The sequence below is a fragment of the Xenorhabdus lircayensis genome (assembly GCF_016306625.1).
GTDB classification, from domain to species: Bacteria; Pseudomonadota; Gammaproteobacteria; order Enterobacterales; family Enterobacteriaceae; genus Xenorhabdus; species Xenorhabdus lircayensis.
Window position 1 is genome coordinate 115,291 of record NZ_JACOII010000020.1, and the last position, 19,548, is coordinate 134,838.

The following is a 19,548-nucleotide window of genomic DNA, read 5'->3' on the forward strand; positions in this document are numbered from 1 at the left end:
AAACCATAACCCACACACGTTTATAACTAGAGTGAAATAGTCGCTTCTTGATTGGCAGAAAGTATGATGAAACAATTAACCATAGGCCTGATCGGTAATCCCAATGCCGGCAAAACAACGCTCTTTAACCAACTCACGGGTTCCCGACAACGAGTGGGGAACTGGGCAGGCGTCACGGTAGAACGCAAAACAGGCCACTTTACCACCCATAACCATCAAGTCGATCTTGTCGATCTCCCTGGTACTTATTCCCTCACGACCATTTCTGAGCAAACCTCTATTGATGAACAGATTGCCTGCCACTATATCCTCAGTGGTGAAGCCGATATGTTGATCAATGTCGTTGATGCTTCAAATCTAGAGCGTAATCTTTATCTCTCTCTGCAATTGATTGAATTGGGTATTCCCTGCATTATTGCGCTGAATATGCTGGATATTGCCCAAAACCAGCATATCAATATTGATATTGCAGCACTGGAACAACGTCTCGGCTGTCCGGTTATCCCGCTGGTTTCTACCCGCGCCACGGGGATCGATGTACTGAAAAAAACCATCGATAATTATCCCCAGAAATCTAATCCGGTACAGGTTGAGTATCCTGATGAATTATTGCAGGAAATTGCCCACCTCTCCCACCAGATCACGGAGAAATTCAATCCACAACAGCGACGTTGGCTCACTTTGCAAGTGCTGGAAGGGGATATTTACAGCCGTGAAATTTCCGGGTTAACTCAGGCACAACTGGCCGAAAGCAAAGTACGCCTACAACCACAGATTGCAGAACCAGACCTCATCATTGCGGGCGCTCGCTACCAAATGATTAATGAGCTTTGTCTGTCTGTCATTGATACCCGCTCGGCCATACCGAACAAACTGACCCAAGTGTTAGATACCGTGATCCTGAACCGCTGGCTAGGTGTCCCTATCTTCCTGTTTGTTATGTACCTGATGTTTGTACTGGCCATCAATATTGGTGGCGCCTTGCAGCCAATCTTCGAAGGCGCTTCCGCCGCCATTTTCATCGATGGGATGCAGTGGCTCGGTCATACTCTCCATTTCCCGAATTGGTTGACGGTTTTCCTTGCCCAGGGGATTGGCGGGGGTATCAACACGGTGCTACCACTGGTGCCTCAAATTGGCATGATGTACCTATTCCTCTCCTTCCTTGAAGACTCAGGCTACATGGCGCGAGCGGCGTTTGTCATGGACAGGCTGATGCAAGCAATGGGGCTGCCAGGTAAATCTTTTGTCCCCTTGATTGTCGGCTTTGGTTGTAACGTACCTTCCGTAATGGGTTCAAGGACACTTGATGCCCCCCGTGAGCGTCTGATTACCATCATGATGGCACCGTTTATGTCCTGCGGGGCGCGGCTGGCGATCTTCGCCGTCTTTGCTGCGGCTTTCTTTGGCAAAAGTGGGGCAAGCATCGTTTTCTCCTTGTATATATTGGGGATTGCCGTTGCCATTCTGACGGGGTTACTTCTCAAATACACCATTATGCGTGGTGAAGCATCGCCATTTGTGATGGAACTGCCGGTTTATCACGTGCCTCATGCCAAAACTTTGCTGCTCCAGACATGGCAACGACTGAAAGGTTTTGTGATACGTGCGGGTAAAGTGATTGTCGCAGCAAGTATGCTTATTGGCGCTCTGAACAGTTTCTCCTTCTCAGGTAAGACCGTTGATAATATCAACGAATCGGCACTGGCTTCAGTCAGTAAGGTACTCACTCCCATACTGCACCCCATCGGCGTGCATTCCGATAACTGGCAAGCAACCGTCGGTCTTATCACTGGAGCGATGGCAAAAGAAGTGGTTGTGGGAACCTTAAACACGCTATATACCGCAGAGAACATCACTCAAGAGCCATTCAACCCAGATGAATTCAATTTGCTGGATCAACTGAAAGATTCCGTGGCAGAGACCTGGGATAGCCTGAAAGAAACTTTCACCTTAAGCGCGCTTTCTAACCCGATTGGGGCCAGCAAAGGTGATGGCGATATGGATCGCGGCCCTATGGGAACCATGAGCGCCAAATTTGGCTCTGCCATTTCTGCTTATAGCTACCTGATTTTCGTGCTGCTGTACGTGCCCTGTGTTTCCGTCATGGGGGCGATTGCCCGTGAAACCAGCCGGGGCTGGATGACTTTCTCCATCCTGTGGGGACTGAACGTCGCCTATTCTCTATCGGCGTTGTTTTATCAAGTCACCACGTTTTCTGCCCACCCAGAAAGCAGCCTGATCACAATTTCGACCGTAGTTCTGTTTAACGTGCTGGTCTTTATTGGTTTGCGCCGAGCACGCAGTAGAGTCACCGTAACATTCACTAACAGCACAGACCGTAGCTGCGAATGCTCAAACAGCAACTGCCACTAGTCGGAGTTCTGAATGATTAGCCTGCTGAAAATCAGAGATGCCGTTGCCCTTAATGGGCGCACTGATGCAAGGTCATTGAGCCATCAGTTTTCAGTACCACTGCCAATGGTGGAAGCCATGCTCAAGCAGCTTGTCATAATGGGTAAACTGGAGGAAGTGGATGCTTCCTCCTGCCTCAGTGGTGGCTGCAAGCAGTGCCCGGAAACACAGAAATGCGATACGAAAGTGTATCAATTGGCAGTCAAAAGTTAAGAGATTGCCTGCTTTATGGGGTTTGATAAGGCAAGTAAATTCTCCTTGAAATCATAACAATCATCCCGTTGTCGTAGTTGGTATTTCGGTAACGGGATGATTTTATTAAATCAGACTTTCAAGAGATTTGCGCCCAAATAATGCGCCAATACCGCTTGGGATATATTGAGTTTTTCACGAATAGATCTGATCTCATCAGGTTTCAACTCTTCTTTAGATTTAGCGGTAACCTGATGGTTTTTCAGGGTAATTTTTCCTTCGTTATATTGCTGTAAGCTCTCCATGCCTTCTTTAAGTTCAGAAAACAGTGATGCAGGCGATAAATATGATATGTTCTTTTTTTACTTGAATTGCCAAATTAAATCCCTTATTAACAAGCAAGAGCCTATTTTATATTGGAAATGAGTAATAAGAATAATGGCTTAGTCAAAAGTATCTTACTCAAGATTAAACAAAAAAATACCCACGCGAAAAATAAATTCATTCATTACAACTCAATTGAAAAATAAAAACTATTTTCTTATTATCTGATACGCGGCCTTCCAATATTAATAACCTGAGGATACTAATATGCCTAAAGAGTTATTCACTGCAACAGTCGAGTCAGCGGGTCATCTCAAAATGAAATGTTCATCGCGGGATTTTACCTTTCACATAGACGAGCCGAAAAATCTGGGTGGAACCGATGAAGCAATGAACCCAGTGGAAGCATTGCTTTCTGCTTTTGGTGCGTGCCAGTGTATTGTGGCAAAAAGTTTTGCCCGCAAACATAAAATCAATTTGATCGATATTCAGGTTAAAATGGAAGGAGAGCTGGATACCGATGGCTTCACAGGCAGAAATAAAAACACCAAACTGGGGTTTTCAAAAATCACCTCCAAATTTTATATCAAGGCAGATAATACCGAACAGGAGATCCGCGACTTTATTGCTTTTGTCGAAAGTAATTGCCCGGTTCTTGATACTATCGTTAATACACCAGAAATTGTAACCGAAGTTTATCCTGCCGAATAAATTTCCTTATTACCCATAACCGTTTAGTGTTATGGGTAATAGTTAGCGTTATAGATAATTTGTGATCATAAATAGTTATCGACAATTACCATCCCATGCTGGCAGCAAAATCCATTAATACTTCAACAAATTCATCAGGATGGGAAATAAAAGGCGCATGGGCGGCGTGTCGCATAATAACGGAATGCGTATTCGGCCACTCACCATCAAGCCGCGCAGCAATCTTGCGCGGAACCAGACCATCAAGATAACCATAAAGACGCAGGAAAGGTAATCGAAGCTGCAACAGCTCTGCCCTTAAATCATCAGTGCGCAGAATTTCCAAACCCGCATTGAGTACCTCCACTGTCGGCATCGGCTGATTCAGTATTACTGATTTCAGTAAACGAGAATCCTGACGAGCACTCTCTGTTCCCAATGTCTGCAACGCCAGAAAACGTTCGACAGTCTTCTGAAAATTTGCACTCAATTGATGTTCAAAGGCACTCAATACCTCAGGCTTAATCCCCGGCCAATCCCCATCAGTACTGAATTTTGGCGAGGAAGCCACTGTCACCAAACCCGCAACCTGTGCCGGATGATCCAGGGCAATCCGACTGGCAACCAATCCGCCCAAAGACCAACCCAGCCACAGGGCATTCTCTGGTGCCTGCTGCCACACCGTATCCGCCATTTCCGCCAGTGACATGGCCGGATACGACTGACTGCGGCCATAGCCCGGCAAATCCACCAGATGCAAGCGAAAATGTGAAGCCAATCGCGTTTCCACTGAATGCCAAACTTCAGCATTCAATCCCCATCCGTGCAACATCACAAGATCACGTGGTGCCTCACCGATTGTCTGCCAAAACAACTGTTCCATTGTTATGCTCACCTTATTTGTCACCAAGGAAGGAAACTATGCTAACAATGGTTGGATACTGTTGGCTATGCCATCAAAATTTGTATTTTGCCCATCATGGAGTCTGCCACGTCTGCCATCGCCAATTAAAACGGCTACAACGTGTCTGCCCGCGCTGTGCGCTGCCTTCTAAATCCAGAGACGTTGCCTGCGGGCGCTGCCTGAAACATCCCCCTCCGTGGCAACACCTGATTGCCATCACAGATTACACCCCGCCATTAAGCCAGCTTATCCAGCGATACAAGTATCACGGTACGCCGCAACTCGCGACAGTGCTGGCTCGCCTGTTCCTGCTGCATTGGTTACAAGGCTACCGTGAAGGCCGCTGGCACAAACCGGATCATATACTGGGCATTCCTCTGCACAGCAAAAAACGCTGGCAACGGGGGTTCGATCACATTGGGTTAATTACTCATCCCCTGTCGCGCTGGCTGCAATGCCCGTATCAGCCCGATCTTTTGCAACTCTCACGTGCTACACTCACTCAACGGGGCTTATCTGCCGCCCAGAGGAAAACCAATCTTAAACATGCCTTTCAATTACGGGGCGATTTTACCGATCAACATGTCGCGATTTTCGATGATGTGATCACCACGGGCACAACGCTGCATGAGGCCTCACAATTGTTGATTCGTGCAGGCGCCCGCTCCGTACAGGCTTGGGCAATATGTCGAACCTTGTAGTTCCTTTATAAATGGGCGTATTATAACCAACTAGAACAGTCAACTATTGAGCAAATGACATGATTAATATTACTGAAGCAGCGCAAGCGCACTTTGCCAAGCTACTGGCAAATCAAGAAACGGGCACACAGATCCGCGTTTTTGTGATTAATCCAGGAACCCCGACCGCTGAATGCGGCGTTTCCTATTGCCCACCGGATGCTGTTGAAGCCACTGATACCGAACTAAAATTTGACCAAATTTCTGCCTATGTTGATGAAATCAGTGCACCTTTTTTGGAAGAGGCCGTCATTGACTTTGTGACCGATCAACTTGGCTCCCAACTAACCCTGAAAGCCCCGAACGCCAAAATGCGTAAAGTGGATGACGATGCTCCGCTGATTGAGCGTGTTGAATACGTCCTACAATCGCAGATAAACCCTCAGCTGTCTGGGCATGGTGGGCGCGTCAGCCTGATGGAGATCACCGATGAAAGTTATGCCATTCTACAATTCGGTGGTGGATGCAACGGCTGTTCAATGGTCGATGTCACCCTGAAAGAAGGGATTGAGAAACAGTTGCTACAGATATTCCCTGAATTGAAAGGGGTGAGAGATCTGACTGAACACCAACGCGGTGAACACTCGTATTACTAATTATTTTTCTGTTTCTAAGCATTTTCTACCCGCATTTCCACGCCTTCCTAATGCAAACATTGGGAAGGCGATCAGGTCATACCAGACGACTATTAAGAAATGAATATATTGAAAATGAAAATTTGAGAAACTACATTGAGTATTTATGGACCATTTTCAAACGATAAACCCTGAGCAGGCTTACCAGCATTGGCTCGATAAAACCGCAGTCATGGTTGATATCCGTGACCCACAGAGTTTCCGTACCGGACACGCAACAGGCGCATTTCACCTCACTAATGAAACGCTCAATAACTTCCTGCAAGGAGCTGATTTTGACCAGCCGGTTATAGTGATGTGCTATCACGGCCATAGCAGTCAGGGAGCCGCTCAATATCTCATCAATATGGGTTTTGAGACAGTTTACAGTGTCAATGGGGGCTTTGAAGTCTGGCAGAGAGACTATCCTCACGCCATCCACACCCTATGAATCTTTAGCACACTCATTCCAATGCGATGACCCCCTGTGCGATTAACTTCAACTTAAGGCAGAGATAAGACGAGCAATGATCCAAGTAACCTCAATATCCAATCCTCGACTGGCTCAGGCCTTTATTGATTATATGGCGACACAGGGCATTCATTTGGCTATGAAGCCCACCAATGAGCCGTTGCTAGTCGAGCTATGGCTGGAAGATGACAGCCAATTAAGTCTAGTTGAACAGGAACTGCGCCATTTTGCCCGCGATCCACTCAATGAGCGCTATCAGGCCGCCAGTTGGCAAACAGGCAAATCCAGCCGCTCTTTCCAGTATCGTAACAACCTGAACTGGAGCACTCTCAAAAGTCAGTCCGGCCCTCTGACTATCTCCATGACAGCGATCTGCATTCTCGTTTTCCTTTGGATGCTGATTGCGGGTACACCCGATGTCATGAACTGGCTGGCATGGCCTAACAGTGATCAATATCTGGAGTTATGGCGTTGGGTCAGCCATGCCCTACTACATTTCTCGCTGCCACATATCCTCTTTAATCTCGTGTGGTGGTGGTATCTTGGTAGTCAAGTGGAACGGAAGATTGGTGCCGGAAAACTCCTTGAAATCACGATAGTATCCGCAGTTTTCAGTGGGTGGGCGCAGTCATTGTTCAGTGGTTCTCATTTCGGCGGGCTTTCTGGTGTGGTCTACGCGCTGATCGGATATGTTTGGCTAACGGGTGAAATTTCACCCAAACGCGGGGTCAGTGTTCCCAGAGGGTTAATCGCTGTCTCTGTCATCTGGTTATTGGTTGACTATTTCGATGTATTTTCATTAAACATCGCTAATGCCGCCCATGTTTCAGGATTAATCATCGGGTTATTGATGGGGCTGTGGGATAATTTGCGCAAACAAAAAAATCAATAATATCCCAAATAATTTTGGTCAACTATAATCCATCTACGCAAACATTAGGGGAATTTCGTGAAGCAAACTCAGCGACATGATGCAATAATCGAGCTGGTGCGCCTTCAAGGTTATGTCAGCACTGAAGAGCTAGTTGAACATTTTGATGTCAGCCCGCAAACCATCCGGCGTGATTTAAATGATCTCGCAGATAAAAATAAAATCCAACGTCATCACGGCGGTGCCGCGTTACCATCCAGCTCTGTCAATACCGCCTATCATGACCGTAAGATCATGTGGTCGGATGAAAAAGCCCGTATTGCGCAGCAAGTTGCCACCCAAATTCCAAACGGCGCAACCCTGTTCATCGATATTGGAACGACCCCAGAAGCCGTGGCACATTCCCTGCTCAATCATCGCGATTTACGGATTGTCACCAATAACCTTAACGTCGCAACCCTGTTTATGGGCAAAGAAGATTTCCGGCTGATTTTAGCTGGTGGTGAAGTGCGCTCCCGCGATGGTGGCATCATTGGTGAAGCAACGCTGGATTTCATTTCTCAATTCCGCCTTGATTTCGGCATTCTTGGGATCAGTGGCATCGATAGCGATGGCTCCCTGCTGGAATTCGATTACCACGAAGTCCGCACCAAACGTGCCATTATCGAAAATTCCCGTTGTGTCATGCTGGTGGCCGACCATTCGAAATTTGGCCGCAGTGCCATGGTTAACCTCGGAAACATGAACCTGATTGATTTTCTCTTCACAGATAAAGCTCCCCCTCCTGGCATCCAGAAAATCATTGAGCAACACAGCGTCAAACTGGAGCTGTGCTAATCACCTTTTATTTAATGGTATTCCCCACCTGAAATGTTGGTGGGGGATCTCTTCCTGTCAATATCTCCTCTCAGATTTGCCTCTCATAAATTCCTTATTAATCTTATGTGTATGCTAAAGATTTGTTACCTGTATCACGTGAATATGTTTTTTCTGAGTTAATGGTTGGCGATTGATGGATTTTTGATTACAATCTTTGAGCGAAAACGAACATTAAAGAACTGTTTCGAACATTTCAGAGGGTATGCAATGGAAACCAAAGACTTGATTGTAATCGGCGGCGGAATTAACGGCGCTGGTATTGCGGCAGATGCTGCTGGCCGGGGACTTTCTGTCCTGCTATTGGAAGGTCAAGACTTGGCCAGTGCGACTTCGTCTGCCAGTTCCAAACTGATCCACGGTGGCTTACGCTATCTGGAGCATTATGAATTCCGTCTAGTCAGTGAAGCGCTGGCAGAACGTGAAGTGCTCTTGAGACTGGCTCCCCATATTGCATTCCCGATGCGTTTTCGCCTGCCACACCAGCCACACCTGCGCCCAGCCTGGATGATCCGCATTGGACTGTTCTTGTACGATAACTTGGGTAAACGCGTTAGCTTACCGGGCAGCAAGGGGCTGAAATTTGGTGCAAGTTCGGTGCTGAAACCGTCCATCACCCGTGGCTTTGAATATTCCGACTGCTGGGTTGACGATGCACGTCTGGTTGTCCTGAACGCGCAGGAAGTAAAAAAACACAGCGGCGAGGTACGTACTCGCACCCAAGTGACCCGTGCATGGCGTGAAAATGATTACTGGATGGTTGAGGCCAAAGACCTCACAACGGGCGAAACTAACACATGGCGCGCGAAAGGCTTGGTCAACGCGACTGGCCCGTGGGTGAAAAACTTCTTCGACAACAGCCTGCAACTGAAATCGCCTTATGGTATTCGCCTGATCAAAGGCAGCCATATTGTTGTTCCTCGTGCTCACGATGAGCCACAGGCTTATATTCTGCAAAACGAAGATAACCGCATCGTGTTTATCATTCCATGGAATGACGAGTTTTCCATCATCGGTACGACCGATGTTGAGTACAAAGGCGATCCCAAAGAAGTCAAAATTGGCGATCAAGAGATCGACTATTTGCTGAAAGTTTATAACGACTACTTCAAAAAACAGCTTGGTCGCAATGATGTGGTTTGGACTTACTCTGGCGTTCGCCCACTGTGTGATGATGAGTCCGATTCACCACAAGCGATCACCCGTGATTACACACTGGATGTTCAGGATGAACAAGGCCAGACACCATTACTGTCCGTATTTGGCGGTAAACTGACGACTTATCGTAAACTGGCTGAGCACGCGATGGAGAAACTGGTACAGTACTATCCAAATGCGGGTCAGGCATGGACTAAGAATGGCAAGTTATCGGGCGGTGAACTGGAAGGCTGTGACCGCGATGGTTATGCACGTTTACTGCGCCAGCGTCACAATTGGTTGCCAGAAGGCGTGGCACTGCGTTATGCCCGCACTTACGGCAGCAATAGCCAAATCATCCTGAAAGGTTCAGAAGCACTGACCGATCTCGGTGAATTCTTCGGTCATGGCTTGTATGAGGCTGAGCTGCGTTATCTGGTCGAACACGAATGGGTAACACAGTTGGATGATGCTATCTGGCGCCGTACCAAACTGGGTATGTGGCTCACTGATGAGCAGAAACAGCGTGTAGCTGATTGGCTGGCACAGAACGCAAAATCCGCCCAATTGCAAGGCTGATTTAGCGTGAGTAAAAATGGTGATAGTTTTTTATCGCCATTTTTCATTTATCCCCATAATAACGGCTTATCCCCATCCTATAAGTTTCTTTCTGCTCATAAATGTTCCCCAAAATACCATAAAGTTTCGAAATCAATCATCCCTATTTTTCATCTTATTCAACTGGTTATGCCGTACGCATATTTTTGTCATAGTGATAATATGTTGAAGATAAATTTGATATATCTAAACCCAAATCTTCTGGAATAAATAAATACAATATTTTTTCTCATATTATTAACTCCAATTACATAATAACTCACCTAACATCCGATAACATAAAGTACCAACCTCCATCATTGCTAAATGTATATCCTTATTTAATTATTAAGTTTTTATTACCAAAAATATTTTCTTTATCATTTTATTCCATGCAAAAACGGAATAATCTTCTCAGTCAAAGCTTGCATAATATCAATGAGTGGATCAACGTCACCGTGCCCGACTAATGTTGGGCAGCATACTCGACCATGATAAGCAAAACTACTGGACGCATTTCTCTGCCACTGTCTTCAACTTCAATCGAAATATTATTCACTGTAATTTTCACAAATGGCAACCTTTTGATTTATAAACGGTCGAAAATATAAACCCGAAATAAGCTAACTTTATTATTGAATTTTACGATATGGAAAACTCATTTTTAACACAGTTAAATGAAATATCCGCAGCCGGATCTTTCATTGATTCATACAAAAATAACGTGCAGAATATAGTCTAATTATTCTGTCACATGATAAATAGTGTAGCAAAAATCACCATCTAGACAGAAAAATACAGCGGACAGATATGGGTAATACGCCCATATTCCCTATATTCTCCCATAATGATGATTTTTTATATCTTCAGAACAAAATTAAAATACATCTTCAAAAGATTGATAATATTATACTTTATCATTTTTTAAATTTTCATTTTTTTTATAATTGTGATATTACTCCCCTTTCTTTAATTCGCTTATTGCGATTTATGTTCAAATTTATGAAGATAAACGAGAATGGGTACAAACTTGTAATGATGAGTCAAACATTCATTAAAAAAGAGGGGATTGCACAGTCGTTTCTGGCTCGGTATCTCCTCTCAGAACAATGTGGCAATCGGCTGAAAACCATAGAGTTATTAGCTAAAGAATGTGGTTTGTCCGTAGGTTTGATGCAAGCAGCATTAAAATCTCTCGAACAAGCACAGGCGGTTGGGATTAAGCGTCGTGGTCGTAATGGTAGTTTTCTTGCACAGATAAACCATAAATTGCTCTTGAAGTATGCCGATATCGGCAATGTGGTCTGTGCAATGCCGCTTCCTTATACTCGCGCTTATGAAGGGCTGGCAAGTGGTTTGAAAGCATTGTGTGCTGGCGTTCCTTTTTACTTTGCACACATGCGTGGCTCGGATATCCGCATTGAATGCTTACTAAATGGCGTTTATGACTTAGCAGTAACATCAAGACTTGCCGCAGAGCAGTACCCAGAAAATAAAGATATATATATTGCGCTTTCACTAGGGACACAAAGTTATACAGACAGGCATAGGTTAATCTTTCGTCATGGCGAAATGGAATCCATTCGCCGCGTTGGATTAGACAGTACCTCAGCAGACCAAAAAATAATGACAAAGCAATATTTTGCAGGAAAAGAGATTGAATTGGTCGAGGTCTCCTATCACGAATGCCTGAATCAAATCATAAAAGGCCACATTGATGCGTCTATTTGGAACGTTGGACAAGGTCATGAGCTGATTTCACAGGGCCTCATGACGCAGCTTCCCGGCGACAGTGAGTGTTTTATCAAAGCTTCTGAAGCCGTCATCCTTGCCCGTAAGGATAATATCCCCATCCAGCAACTCCTGCATACTATGATTGACCGGGACGCACTGCTAACCCATCAACAAAACGTAGTAGCAGGCACCATAGAACCCGTTTATTAAAACTCGATCAGCCGAGATAATCAGTTGATTAACACCGACGTATAACAAAAAGCAATGGTAGAACAACGGTTAGCTATCCTGCTACAAGGCGGCGTTATTGATCAAGATATCTACGATAACATGCTGGATGTTGTGCATGATCTAGAAGATATCTGGCTCATCCCTGTCCGTCATCCACAAGGCGAAATGGCGCTTACCCACATGGCAAGTGCTTTCATGCGTTCACGTCGTGGTGAAAGAGTTTCTCCACTGGAGAAAAAAATACAGGCAGAAATTGAACAATCTGAGCATTATAATCAATTAGTTACCATTCATCGTTCTCTGATCGAAAAATTTACAGTAACGTTACATCCCAACGAAGAAGGCTATCTGTTAGTCAATTTATATGGTTTAATACTTTCGATCGAAAGAGATTAGCTTCTGATTACTCTATAAATTTTCAAAAAAATGAAGATTAATGCCTTCAAAGAAAATGTTGATTTTCACACAGCCTTGCTGCTTTGCAGACATGAAGGGAAGCCTATGTTTATTGATGCCTTGAAAAAACAGAACCCCAAATTGGTTGAAGTTGCAAAAGAACTTTGGCAACAGGGCGTAATATTGCCAGATACTTACATCATTGATGTCGATCAGGTCTTGGATAATGGCCGACGCTTGCTGCAAGCCGCAGAGCAATACGGCATTGAACTCTATTTGATGACCAAACAAATTGGGCGTAATCCGTGGCTGACCAAAAAGTTGATTGAACTCGGTTATCGCGGTGTCGTGGCTGTCGATTTCAGGGAAGCCTATAGCCTGAGCCAGCATGACATCCCCCTATGCCACATCGGTCACTTGGTGCAGACACCGACGCATTTAATAGAAACCATGCTCAAGCATAAGCCGGATATCATCACGGTATTTTCCCTTGAAAAAGCACAAGCCATTTCTGATGCTGCGGAGAAGCTGGGCCGAATACAGCCCATTATGCTGAAAGTGTTCGATAAACGAGATACCGTCTTTCCCTGTCAGGAAGCTGGCATCATCTTCAATGAGCTTGATGCCGTTGTGGACGCCCTAAAACTCATGCCGGGAATTAAATTGAGCGGCCTGACACATTTCCCATGCCTATCATGGGATGCGCGATATCAGACAACCTTACCTACCACCAATTTGCTCACCCTCATTCGTGCACGAAACCGACTTGAACAACTCGGCATTAAACTTTCACAAATCAATGCCCCTTCAGCCTCAAGCTGTAACACCATACCATTACTGGCCAAATACGGCGCCACCCACCTTGAGCCCGGTCATGCCTTGACCGGCACTGTCCCCGCCAATATCAGTGGCCAAGAGCCGGAACATATCTCGATGGTCTATGTCACGGAAGTTTCTCACCACTACGATGGCAATAGTTACTGCTATGGTGGCGGTTACTATAAACGTGGACATATGAAACATGCCTTGGTTTTCCCTGAGCGTTCAATCTCCCCCAAAAAAGTGCGCATACTGCGCTTGGGCGAACCCTGCATTGACTACCACCTCCCGCTGTCAGGCACACACCCTATCGGCAGCCCGGTGATTATGTGTTTCCGTCCCCAGATTTTCGTAACCCGCAGTGATGTCGCCCTTGTTTCGGGTATTCAATCGGGCTCTCCAAAACTTGAAGGCATCTATGATAGCCAAGGAAATTGGAAAAATAGTGGCTACCCTCAATAGTCCCTAAGCAGAGGTATTACATATAATATTATCCCGACCTTAAAGAATGTTATTTTCGCTATAGTGGATTTACCGCATGATTTTGCGTGACGACTTTATGAAATCGTATTCCCATAACACAGCCATTTATAAAATAATTATTTATGAAGATAGTTATGGGATACTAAAAACAGACTGGGGATACGCCCACACATTCCGCTTCGTATTCCTCATCCGGCACTGATGCAGTTGAAGGCACACTCAAGCAGCGGGATATCAAAGATATCAAGTTGAACGTCGGGGGTGACACACTGCAATCTTCATCAGACAATCGCTCTGTTAATCATCATTTGGCAGTAAAAACAAATCGCTGTATTGACGCTTCCGGCTATACCTATGTGCATGAACATCTGCATATCGATCTCTCTGGTGCGAAAGGCAGCCTCGATTGTCGATTGGATCAGTACGATCTGATCGCAGATGAGCTTCGCCATCTCTACACCCTTGGGGTACGGAACATCGTGGAGATGACTAACCGTTACATGGGACGCAATGCGGCTTTTCTGCTGGATTTAATGCGTGATACCCACATCAATATCATTGCCTCGACAGGTTACTATAAACAGCCCTTCTTCCCTGCCCATTTCAATGAATTATGCATACAGGCAATTGCCGATAACATGATCGCTGAAATTGAAACCGGCATTGATGGCACCGCATTAAAAGCCGGGGTGATCGCCGAGATCGGCTCCAGCCTTGGGCAAATCACGGAAGATGAGCAAAAGGTATTTGCAGCGGCGGCGTTGGCACATCAGGCAACGGGTTGCCCCATTTCTACCCATACCACATTAAGCACAATGGGACGTGAACAACTGGCACTGCTGAAAAGATTTGGCGTATCCCCCGAACATATAGCCATCGGCCATTGCGATCTGAGAGATAACCTAGACACCATCATTCCGCTGCTGGAAGCTGGGGCATGGGTGCAATTCGATACGATTGGCAAAAATAATTATTATCCAGACAGTGGACGCATTGCCATGTTGCAGAAAGTCGCCAAATGTGGGCTACTTGATCAAGTCATGCTTTCCCAAGACATCACTCGCCGCTCTCATTTGAAAAGTAATGGGGGAAATGGATTCGATTACCTGTTAACCGTATTCGTTCCCATGTTGCTGGAAGCTGGTTTTTGCCAAACGCAGATAAATCAGATGTTACGCGATAACCCTGCACGATTTTTTCAGCACAGATGATTTTTCCAACACAGTAAAAAAACATAATTTATTAAAAAACAATTAAATACAAAGAGAGGGATAACAACATGAGATTTGTCGTTGGTGGACAAATAGAGAAAGAGACAATAGCCGAGGGTATTCGTCAACTGGCAGGAGATAAAGCCACTTCCATTACAGTCATGAATGACATCGAAGCAGCGATGGCAATTAAAAATGGAGATGCAGATTACTACCTTGGCGCATGCAATACCGGTGGAGGTGGTGCACTGGCAATCGCCATCGCCCTTATCGGATTAGATCAATGTGCCACCATCGGCATGCCGGGCAAAATCCTGTCTGACGACGAGATTATTGCCCATGTGAGAACAGGCAAAAAGGCATTTGGTTTTACGGGTCAGGATATTGATATCGTCCTGCCTGTGATCATCAACACCATCATCTCACTGTAAGGAGCCTATCATGCAACATCTCCATGATTTCATGATGAAATTGATGGAAGTTGACCCTTTCAAAGCAGGATTATTGGCAGCCATCGGAGCCATTGCCGCCATGATGGCAAACCGCGGTATCGCCGTTTTCCATGATGGCCTGCGTCCGCTGCTACCGGAATACCTTGAAGGACGAATGAGCCGCAAGGTACTCGCCGCAACCAGCTTCGCCTTGAGCATCGGTTTAGTGGTAGGTTTCGGTATTCCCTTTTCACTCGCCGCTCCGATTGTTCTGGTTCACAGTCTGTTACTCGGTACTGACATGATCGGTATCTGGTGTGCCAACAGCCGCAGGGGCTTTATCGCCTCCGGTATCATCGGCGCTCTGTATGCCATCGCCTTGCTGGCTGGCTTGCGTTCGGTAGTGGAACTGTTTGCCATGCTGCCGGTGAATTTCACCGATGATCTCAAGAAAGTGGGTGATCCGATTGTAGCCTGTTTTGCCCTGTTCCCAGCTATGGTCGTCGGCTATCAATATGGTTATCGCAAAGGGCTTTTGGTCATGCTCACCGCACTAATCGGCTATCTGGCAACCAAAGCCATTGGCCCATTGAGCTTTGGCGGTATGATCGAAAAACCCGTCAGTATCGACCCCAATGGTGCCGCACTGCTGCTATCGATGATTGCCATGTTCTACTTTGCAATGCGTGAGCGTCCAGCTCAGTCAGCGGAACAAAAAGGCGCCAATGAAGTTTTGGTCGGCCTGTTCTCAACCCGCATAGAACGCATCCAGAAAAACAAATGGCTGCTGATCCTGTGTGGTGGCTTGACCGCCAGTGCTGCAACCATGTCCTTTAGTCTGCTGGCTGAAGGCCCCGTTTCCCTGCAATTGATGGCGCAAGGCGAGCAAACCAACGCATTGCTGGTCGCACTGGCACGTGCTATCAGCTTTATCCCTTTGGTGGGCACGACAGCGATAGCCACGGGAGTTTACAGCCCGAATGGCATGAAATTCGTGTTTGTGGCAGGGCTGGCGACCAATAACCCGTGGATTGCCTTTATCGCGGGCGGTATCACCATGTTTATTGAGATCCAGCTACTGGCGAAAATTGCGATCTGGCTGGATAAATACCCTGGCGTGAAAGCGTGTAGCGGACATATTCGTACCGCGATCACCAAAATGCTCGAAGTTGCCTTGCTGGTTGGTGCTATGATTGCCTCCAACGCTATTCTGCCGGGTATGGGCTTTATGATCGTGGCGGGTATCTACCTGCTCAACCGTACTTCCAAACGTCCTTTAGTGGAAATGGCAATCGGCCCAATCGCAACAATTACCGTGGGTATTCTTGCTAACCTGCTCTTTCTGCTAGGAATAAAATAAGAGATGAAAACCTATCCATTGCAAAGTATGACGATGGCACAAGCGCAACAACAACAGTTTAAGCTAGTGGATATTATCTGTCGTCACTTTCCGGGTGCTGATTTTCTTTCGCAAGGTGATCTGGGCTTAGTCCCAGATCTTCACCAGCCACGGATGACCCGACGCATTGAAGCGGTAATCGCGGAGTTTTTTAGCGCTGAAGCGGCGGCCTTTGTCAATGGAGCAGGAACTGGCGCATTACGCGCGGGGCTGGCCACCTTAATCAGCCCCAATGCGACACTACTTGTGCACAATGCGCCGATTTATCCCACAACCAAAGTGTCGATTGAACACATGGCACTTCACGTCGTCCATGCGGATTTCAATCACACAGAACAAATTGCAGCCGCCATCCGGCAATACCAACCTGTGGCCTGTCTTGTCCAGCATACTCGCCAGAAGATGTCTGACAGTTATTCCCTGCAAGAAGTGATTGGCACACTGAATCAATATCACATTCCTTCGTTGGTGGATGATAACTATGCGGTCATGAAAGTAACACAAATTGGCTGTGAATATGGTGCAACACTCTCCACATTCTCTTGCTTTAAATTATTGGGGCCGCAAGGCGTTGGAATCGTTGTTGGAAAACAAACGGCCATTGATACCCTGCGCCACAGTATGTATTCCGGTGGCTGCCAGATACAGGGTTATCAAGCAATGGAAGCCTTGCGCGGTATGGTATTCGCGCCAGTCATGCACGCAGTGCAGGCAGAAGTTAACGATGAGCTGGTTACTCGCTTGAATCAAGGGGAATTACCACAAGTGAAACAGGCACTTCTCGCCAATGCCCAATCTAAAGTATTATTGGTGGAATTTCACGAACCCATCGCAGAAAAGGTACTTGCCACAGCCCATACATTCGGAGCACTACCTTATCCGGTAGGCGCAGAATCAAAATTTGAAATCCCGCCCCTGTTTTACCGCATTTCCAGCACTTTTCGTCAAACAGATCCCACATTGGAACAGCGTATGATCCGCATCAATCCCAATCGCAGTGGAGCAGATACCGTGATGCGTATTTTACGGGGAAGCTGTCGGTTGAAATATGAGAAATGGAACGTTGGATGAAAGCTGCCGATTATTGGCTCGGAGAATAGAAGATGAACACCCATAGAAACTTTACATGCAAGTAATTATAAAAGAAAAAATATAACGCCTGATTACCATTTAACTGCAAAAACAAACCACTGATATACTTTCTGTCACTACATCACATAAGGTATTTCATCTGTTTTTATTATCTACCCACTGTTTTGGTATCGTTAATCCAAAACAAAAAACATTATCAGGCGTTAATAACTAAATTTAGTTTACATTATGTATTAGCACTTGATTTGGCTTTGGTCAACCCGAACCCTTCTTATAATTAATAAAATATTCTTAATTTTTCAAATTGCTTTTATTAGCTATCCTCAATCACCCCAGTCACAGTCACATAGTTGGTTACGCTTCTGGGAATTTACTCCGATAGTTATTAATGTGACATACATCACTATAATATGAAGATTCATTATTACAGTAAATAGATCTATCAACATAGCAAGTGAATTGCTTTTAAAGAGATAATCCCCTATGAACATACCAAAAAAAATTCATTACTTCTGGGCCGGGAATAATATACCAGAAAAACACTTGAGAAATATCATAGAGATTAAATATGAAAACCCAGGTTTTGAAGTCAATATCTGGGGGGATAATAATAAAAACTCGTTAATTATAAACACATTAAGAAGAATGAAATTTAAACATCATGGCAATGCTATTGATATTGGTGAAATACCCGTTAATTTTACTTATAGGAATATTGAAACAGCTTTTAGATTTCTATCTCAACAAGCTAATTATCTGAGCTCGATTCAACATCCAGAATTAAATTGCTTAAGCTTCTTTAACAATCATAGAAAAGAAGAAAAAAACACGAGGAGCTATGGAGATTGCATTGATTTGATTAGTTATTTACAGCATATATATCGTCTTAATCTAAACGGTAATTATCATAATTATGCATCAGCCAGTGATATTGCACGTTTAGTTATTTTATATATGGAAGGTGGAATATATCTTGATACTGATGTCGAATTAAGTGATCAAGATATAAGAGGTATTCTTGAGAGAAAAAGCGCTAGATTTTCAGATCTATATCTTCAGTCTGATATGGGGATCGGTGACAGTTCGGGGCTAGGTTGGTATTCTGGCATCCCCTATAATGAATTTGGAAATGCTATTATTGCATCCCTTCCCCAATCAAAAAAAATTTTAAACCTTTTATTACACATGGCCACTATGATGAAAAGACATCATCTTTCTATTCAAATAAATCAATCATCTAAAGCCAATGAAATCAATAAAATAAAAAGAACCAATAAATCCAATGAAATAGATAAAAGAATAGACTTGGCCCTAAAACTTCAAAAATCCAATCACATCCATCTGAATATGAAATGCAGTATGCAAGATCCTGTATGGAGAACAGGACTTGATAAATATTCAAACGACAATAGTGAACTCGCTCGTCAGAATACGCGAATTGATTATACTATGAGAATGACAGGACCTAGTTTTATTGACGATAATCTTAATCCCAAACAAAAAAGATATTTCCCCCAAAAGTATAAACTTATGTCTAAATATCAAAATGATGGAGTTTTTAAAGATGTCGATGATGCGGGAGATTGGGCCTGTATTAAAAAAAAATACTCAGATGAAGATCCATTCAGCTAGACACTATTGTTGTTGGCAACTTGAACACAGTTCAAATGTAGAATGATAAAAAACACCACCAAGAGAATAGGTGGCAAGTATACAGATATATCACTTTAAAATGATATAAGTGTCCACTTAAATGAACCAAACTACAGCCATTCAGTGCTTAAATAAGCTCGATCAACAAAGTCGTTACGTCTTTACCAGTAAAGATCTTGCCAAACTGTTTTCAGAAGACAACAAACGTGCTTTTGAAGTCAGATTGAGAATTCAGCATGTATTTGCTGGCAACGTTTTGGAATAATT

Annotated in this window: 20 protein-coding genes; 18 read left to right on the top strand and 2 right to left on the bottom strand. The window is 44.8% G+C overall.

Features of this window, described 5'->3' with window-relative positions:
* The first annotated feature begins 66 nt into the window (after positions 1-66).
* Positions 67-2,376 (top strand): Fe(2+) transporter permease subunit FeoB, encoded by a 2,310-nt coding sequence (gene feoB, locus H8A87_RS03020; RefSeq protein ID WP_198688617.1) that lies wholly within the window; start codon positions 67-69, stop codon positions 2,374-2,376.
* 12 nt (positions 2,377-2,388) lie between these two features.
* Positions 2,389-2,628: a FeoC-like transcriptional regulator gene (locus tag H8A87_RS03025; protein WP_198688524.1), complete on the top strand. Its 240-nt coding sequence runs from the start codon at positions 2,389-2,391 to the stop codon at positions 2,626-2,628.
* Between the two features lie 110 nt (positions 2,629-2,738).
* On the opposite strand, the gene H8A87_RS03030 is transcribed toward H8A87_RS03025, so the two are convergent.
* Positions 2,739-2,912, bottom strand: a complete 174-nt coding sequence (locus tag H8A87_RS03030; RefSeq protein ID WP_198688525.1) for a helix-turn-helix domain-containing protein — start codon at positions 2,910-2,912, stop codon at positions 2,739-2,741.
* Positions 2,913-3,198: 286 nt separating this feature from the next.
* Here H8A87_RS03030 and H8A87_RS03035 point away from each other — a divergent pair, with 286 nt between their 5' ends.
* Positions 3,199-3,642: an OsmC family protein gene (locus tag H8A87_RS03035; RefSeq protein WP_198688526.1), complete on the top strand. Its 444-nt coding sequence runs from the start codon at positions 3,199-3,201 to the stop codon at positions 3,640-3,642.
* Between the two features lie 85 nt (positions 3,643-3,727).
* Here H8A87_RS03035 and bioH read toward each other — a convergent pair whose 3' ends face one another.
* Positions 3,728-4,504, bottom strand: a complete 777-nt coding sequence (gene bioH / locus H8A87_RS03040) for a pimeloyl-ACP methyl ester esterase BioH (protein ID WP_198688527.1) — start codon at positions 4,502-4,504, stop codon at positions 3,728-3,730.
* 38 nt (positions 4,505-4,542) lie between these two features.
* Between bioH and gntX the strand changes: the two genes are divergently transcribed.
* The 15 genes from gntX to H8A87_RS03115 all read left to right on the top strand — a co-directional run bounded on the left by gntX (position 4,543) and on the right by H8A87_RS03115 (position 19,546).
* On the top strand, positions 4,543-5,226 hold the full coding sequence (gntX, locus tag H8A87_RS03045) for a DNA utilization protein GntX (protein ID WP_198688528.1): 684 nt from the start codon (positions 4,543-4,545) through the stop codon (positions 5,224-5,226).
* A 59-nt stretch (positions 5,227-5,285) separates the two neighbouring features.
* Complete coding sequence (gene nfuA / locus H8A87_RS03050) at positions 5,286-5,861, top strand: Fe-S biogenesis protein NfuA (protein ID WP_198688529.1); 576 nt, start codon at positions 5,286-5,288, stop codon at positions 5,859-5,861.
* A gap of 145 nt (positions 5,862-6,006) precedes the next feature.
* A complete protein-coding gene (glpE, locus tag H8A87_RS03055) occupies positions 6,007-6,330 on the top strand; it encodes a thiosulfate sulfurtransferase GlpE (RefSeq protein WP_198688530.1) in 324 nt (107 codons plus the stop codon).
* A 76-nt stretch (positions 6,331-6,406) separates the two neighbouring features.
* On the top strand, positions 6,407-7,243 hold the full coding sequence (gene glpG / locus H8A87_RS03060) for a rhomboid family intramembrane serine protease GlpG (protein WP_198688531.1): 837 nt from the start codon (positions 6,407-6,409) through the stop codon (positions 7,241-7,243).
* Positions 7,244-7,300: 57 nt separating this feature from the next.
* Entirely contained in the window at positions 7,301-8,059 is a 759-nt protein-coding gene (locus tag H8A87_RS03065) for a DeoR/GlpR family transcriptional regulator (RefSeq protein WP_198688532.1), read from the top strand.
* Positions 8,060-8,308: 249 nt separating this feature from the next.
* The gene (glpD, locus tag H8A87_RS03070) at positions 8,309-9,814 is read left to right on the top strand and encodes a glycerol-3-phosphate dehydrogenase (protein ID WP_198688533.1); all 1,506 of its coding nucleotides are present in this window, start codon (positions 8,309-8,311) and stop codon (positions 9,812-9,814) included.
* 1,053 nt (positions 9,815-10,867) lie between these two features.
* A complete protein-coding gene (gene yhfZ, locus H8A87_RS03075; protein WP_198688618.1) occupies positions 10,868-11,776 on the top strand; it encodes a GntR family transcriptional regulator YhfZ in 909 nt (302 codons plus the stop codon).
* A gap of 54 nt (positions 11,777-11,830) precedes the next feature.
* Complete coding sequence (locus H8A87_RS03080) at positions 11,831-12,193, top strand: PRD domain-containing protein (RefSeq protein WP_198688534.1); 363 nt, start codon at positions 11,831-11,833, stop codon at positions 12,191-12,193.
* 105 nt (positions 12,194-12,298) lie between these two features.
* The gene (locus H8A87_RS03085; protein ID WP_198688535.1) at positions 12,299-13,474 is read left to right on the top strand and encodes a YhfX family PLP-dependent enzyme; all 1,176 of its coding nucleotides are present in this window, start codon (positions 12,299-12,301) and stop codon (positions 13,472-13,474) included.
* Positions 13,475-13,803: 329 nt separating this feature from the next.
* Positions 13,804-14,706, top strand: a complete 903-nt coding sequence (locus tag H8A87_RS03090; protein WP_232370047.1) for a phosphotriesterase-related protein — start codon at positions 13,804-13,806, stop codon at positions 14,704-14,706.
* A gap of 68 nt (positions 14,707-14,774) precedes the next feature.
* Positions 14,775-15,137, top strand: coding sequence for a DUF2620 domain-containing protein (locus H8A87_RS03095; RefSeq protein ID WP_198688537.1), 363 nt, complete (start codon positions 14,775-14,777; stop codon positions 15,135-15,137).
* A 10-nt stretch (positions 15,138-15,147) separates the two neighbouring features.
* On the top strand, positions 15,148-16,497 hold the full coding sequence (locus tag H8A87_RS03100) for a YhfT family protein (RefSeq protein WP_198688538.1): 1,350 nt from the start codon (positions 15,148-15,150) through the stop codon (positions 16,495-16,497).
* Positions 16,498-16,500: 3 nt separating this feature from the next.
* Positions 16,501-17,607, top strand: coding sequence for an aminotransferase class V-fold PLP-dependent enzyme (locus tag H8A87_RS03105; RefSeq protein ID WP_198688539.1), 1,107 nt, complete (start codon positions 16,501-16,503; stop codon positions 17,605-17,607).
* Positions 17,608-18,111: 504 nt separating this feature from the next.
* Positions 18,112-19,260, top strand: coding sequence for a glycosyltransferase (locus H8A87_RS03110; protein WP_198688540.1), 1,149 nt, complete (start codon positions 18,112-18,114; stop codon positions 19,258-19,260).
* A 121-nt stretch (positions 19,261-19,381) separates the two neighbouring features.
* Positions 19,382-19,546: a hypothetical protein gene (locus H8A87_RS03115; protein WP_198688541.1), complete on the top strand. Its 165-nt coding sequence runs from the start codon at positions 19,382-19,384 to the stop codon at positions 19,544-19,546.
* Positions 19,547-19,548: the final 2 nt, after the last annotated feature.

What these genes read in the sequence shown, in the direction of transcription:
- feoB (WP_198688617.1), top strand. Translation starts at nt 67, where the DNA reads ATGAAACAATTAACCATAGGCCTGATCGGTAATCCCAATGCCGGCAAA.
- H8A87_RS03025 (WP_198688524.1), top strand. Translation starts at nt 2,389, where the DNA reads ATGATTAGCCTGCTGAAAATCAGAGATGCCGTTGCCCTTAATGGGCGC.
- H8A87_RS03030 (WP_198688525.1), bottom strand. Translation starts at nt 2,912, where the DNA reads ATGGAGAGCTTACAGCAATATAACGAAGGAAAAATTACCCTGAAAAAC.
- H8A87_RS03035 (WP_198688526.1), top strand. Translation starts at nt 3,199, where the DNA reads ATGCCTAAAGAGTTATTCACTGCAACAGTCGAGTCAGCGGGTCATCTC.
- bioH (WP_198688527.1), bottom strand. Translation starts at nt 4,504, where the DNA reads ATGGAACAGTTGTTTTGGCAGACAATCGGTGAGGCACCACGTGATCTT.
- gntX (WP_198688528.1), top strand. Translation starts at nt 4,543, where the DNA reads ATGCTAACAATGGTTGGATACTGTTGGCTATGCCATCAAAATTTGTAT.
- nfuA (WP_198688529.1), top strand. Translation starts at nt 5,286, where the DNA reads ATGATTAATATTACTGAAGCAGCGCAAGCGCACTTTGCCAAGCTACTG.
- glpE (WP_198688530.1), top strand. Translation starts at nt 6,007, where the DNA reads ATGGACCATTTTCAAACGATAAACCCTGAGCAGGCTTACCAGCATTGG.
- glpG (WP_198688531.1), top strand. Translation starts at nt 6,407, where the DNA reads ATGATCCAAGTAACCTCAATATCCAATCCTCGACTGGCTCAGGCCTTT.
- glpD (WP_198688533.1), top strand. Translation starts at nt 8,309, where the DNA reads ATGGAAACCAAAGACTTGATTGTAATCGGCGGCGGAATTAACGGCGCT.
- yhfZ (WP_198688618.1), top strand. Translation starts at nt 10,868, where the DNA reads ATGATGAGTCAAACATTCATTAAAAAAGAGGGGATTGCACAGTCGTTT.
- H8A87_RS03080 (WP_198688534.1), top strand. Translation starts at nt 11,831, where the DNA reads ATGGTAGAACAACGGTTAGCTATCCTGCTACAAGGCGGCGTTATTGAT.
- H8A87_RS03085 (WP_198688535.1), top strand. Translation starts at nt 12,299, where the DNA reads ATGTTTATTGATGCCTTGAAAAAACAGAACCCCAAATTGGTTGAAGTT.
- H8A87_RS03095 (WP_198688537.1), top strand. Translation starts at nt 14,775, where the DNA reads ATGAGATTTGTCGTTGGTGGACAAATAGAGAAAGAGACAATAGCCGAG.
- H8A87_RS03100 (WP_198688538.1), top strand. Translation starts at nt 15,148, where the DNA reads ATGCAACATCTCCATGATTTCATGATGAAATTGATGGAAGTTGACCCT.
- H8A87_RS03105 (WP_198688539.1), top strand. Translation starts at nt 16,501, where the DNA reads ATGAAAACCTATCCATTGCAAAGTATGACGATGGCACAAGCGCAACAA.
- H8A87_RS03110 (WP_198688540.1), top strand. Translation starts at nt 18,112, where the DNA reads ATGAACATACCAAAAAAAATTCATTACTTCTGGGCCGGGAATAATATA.
- H8A87_RS03115 (WP_198688541.1), top strand. Translation starts at nt 19,382, where the DNA reads ATGAACCAAACTACAGCCATTCAGTGCTTAAATAAGCTCGATCAACAA.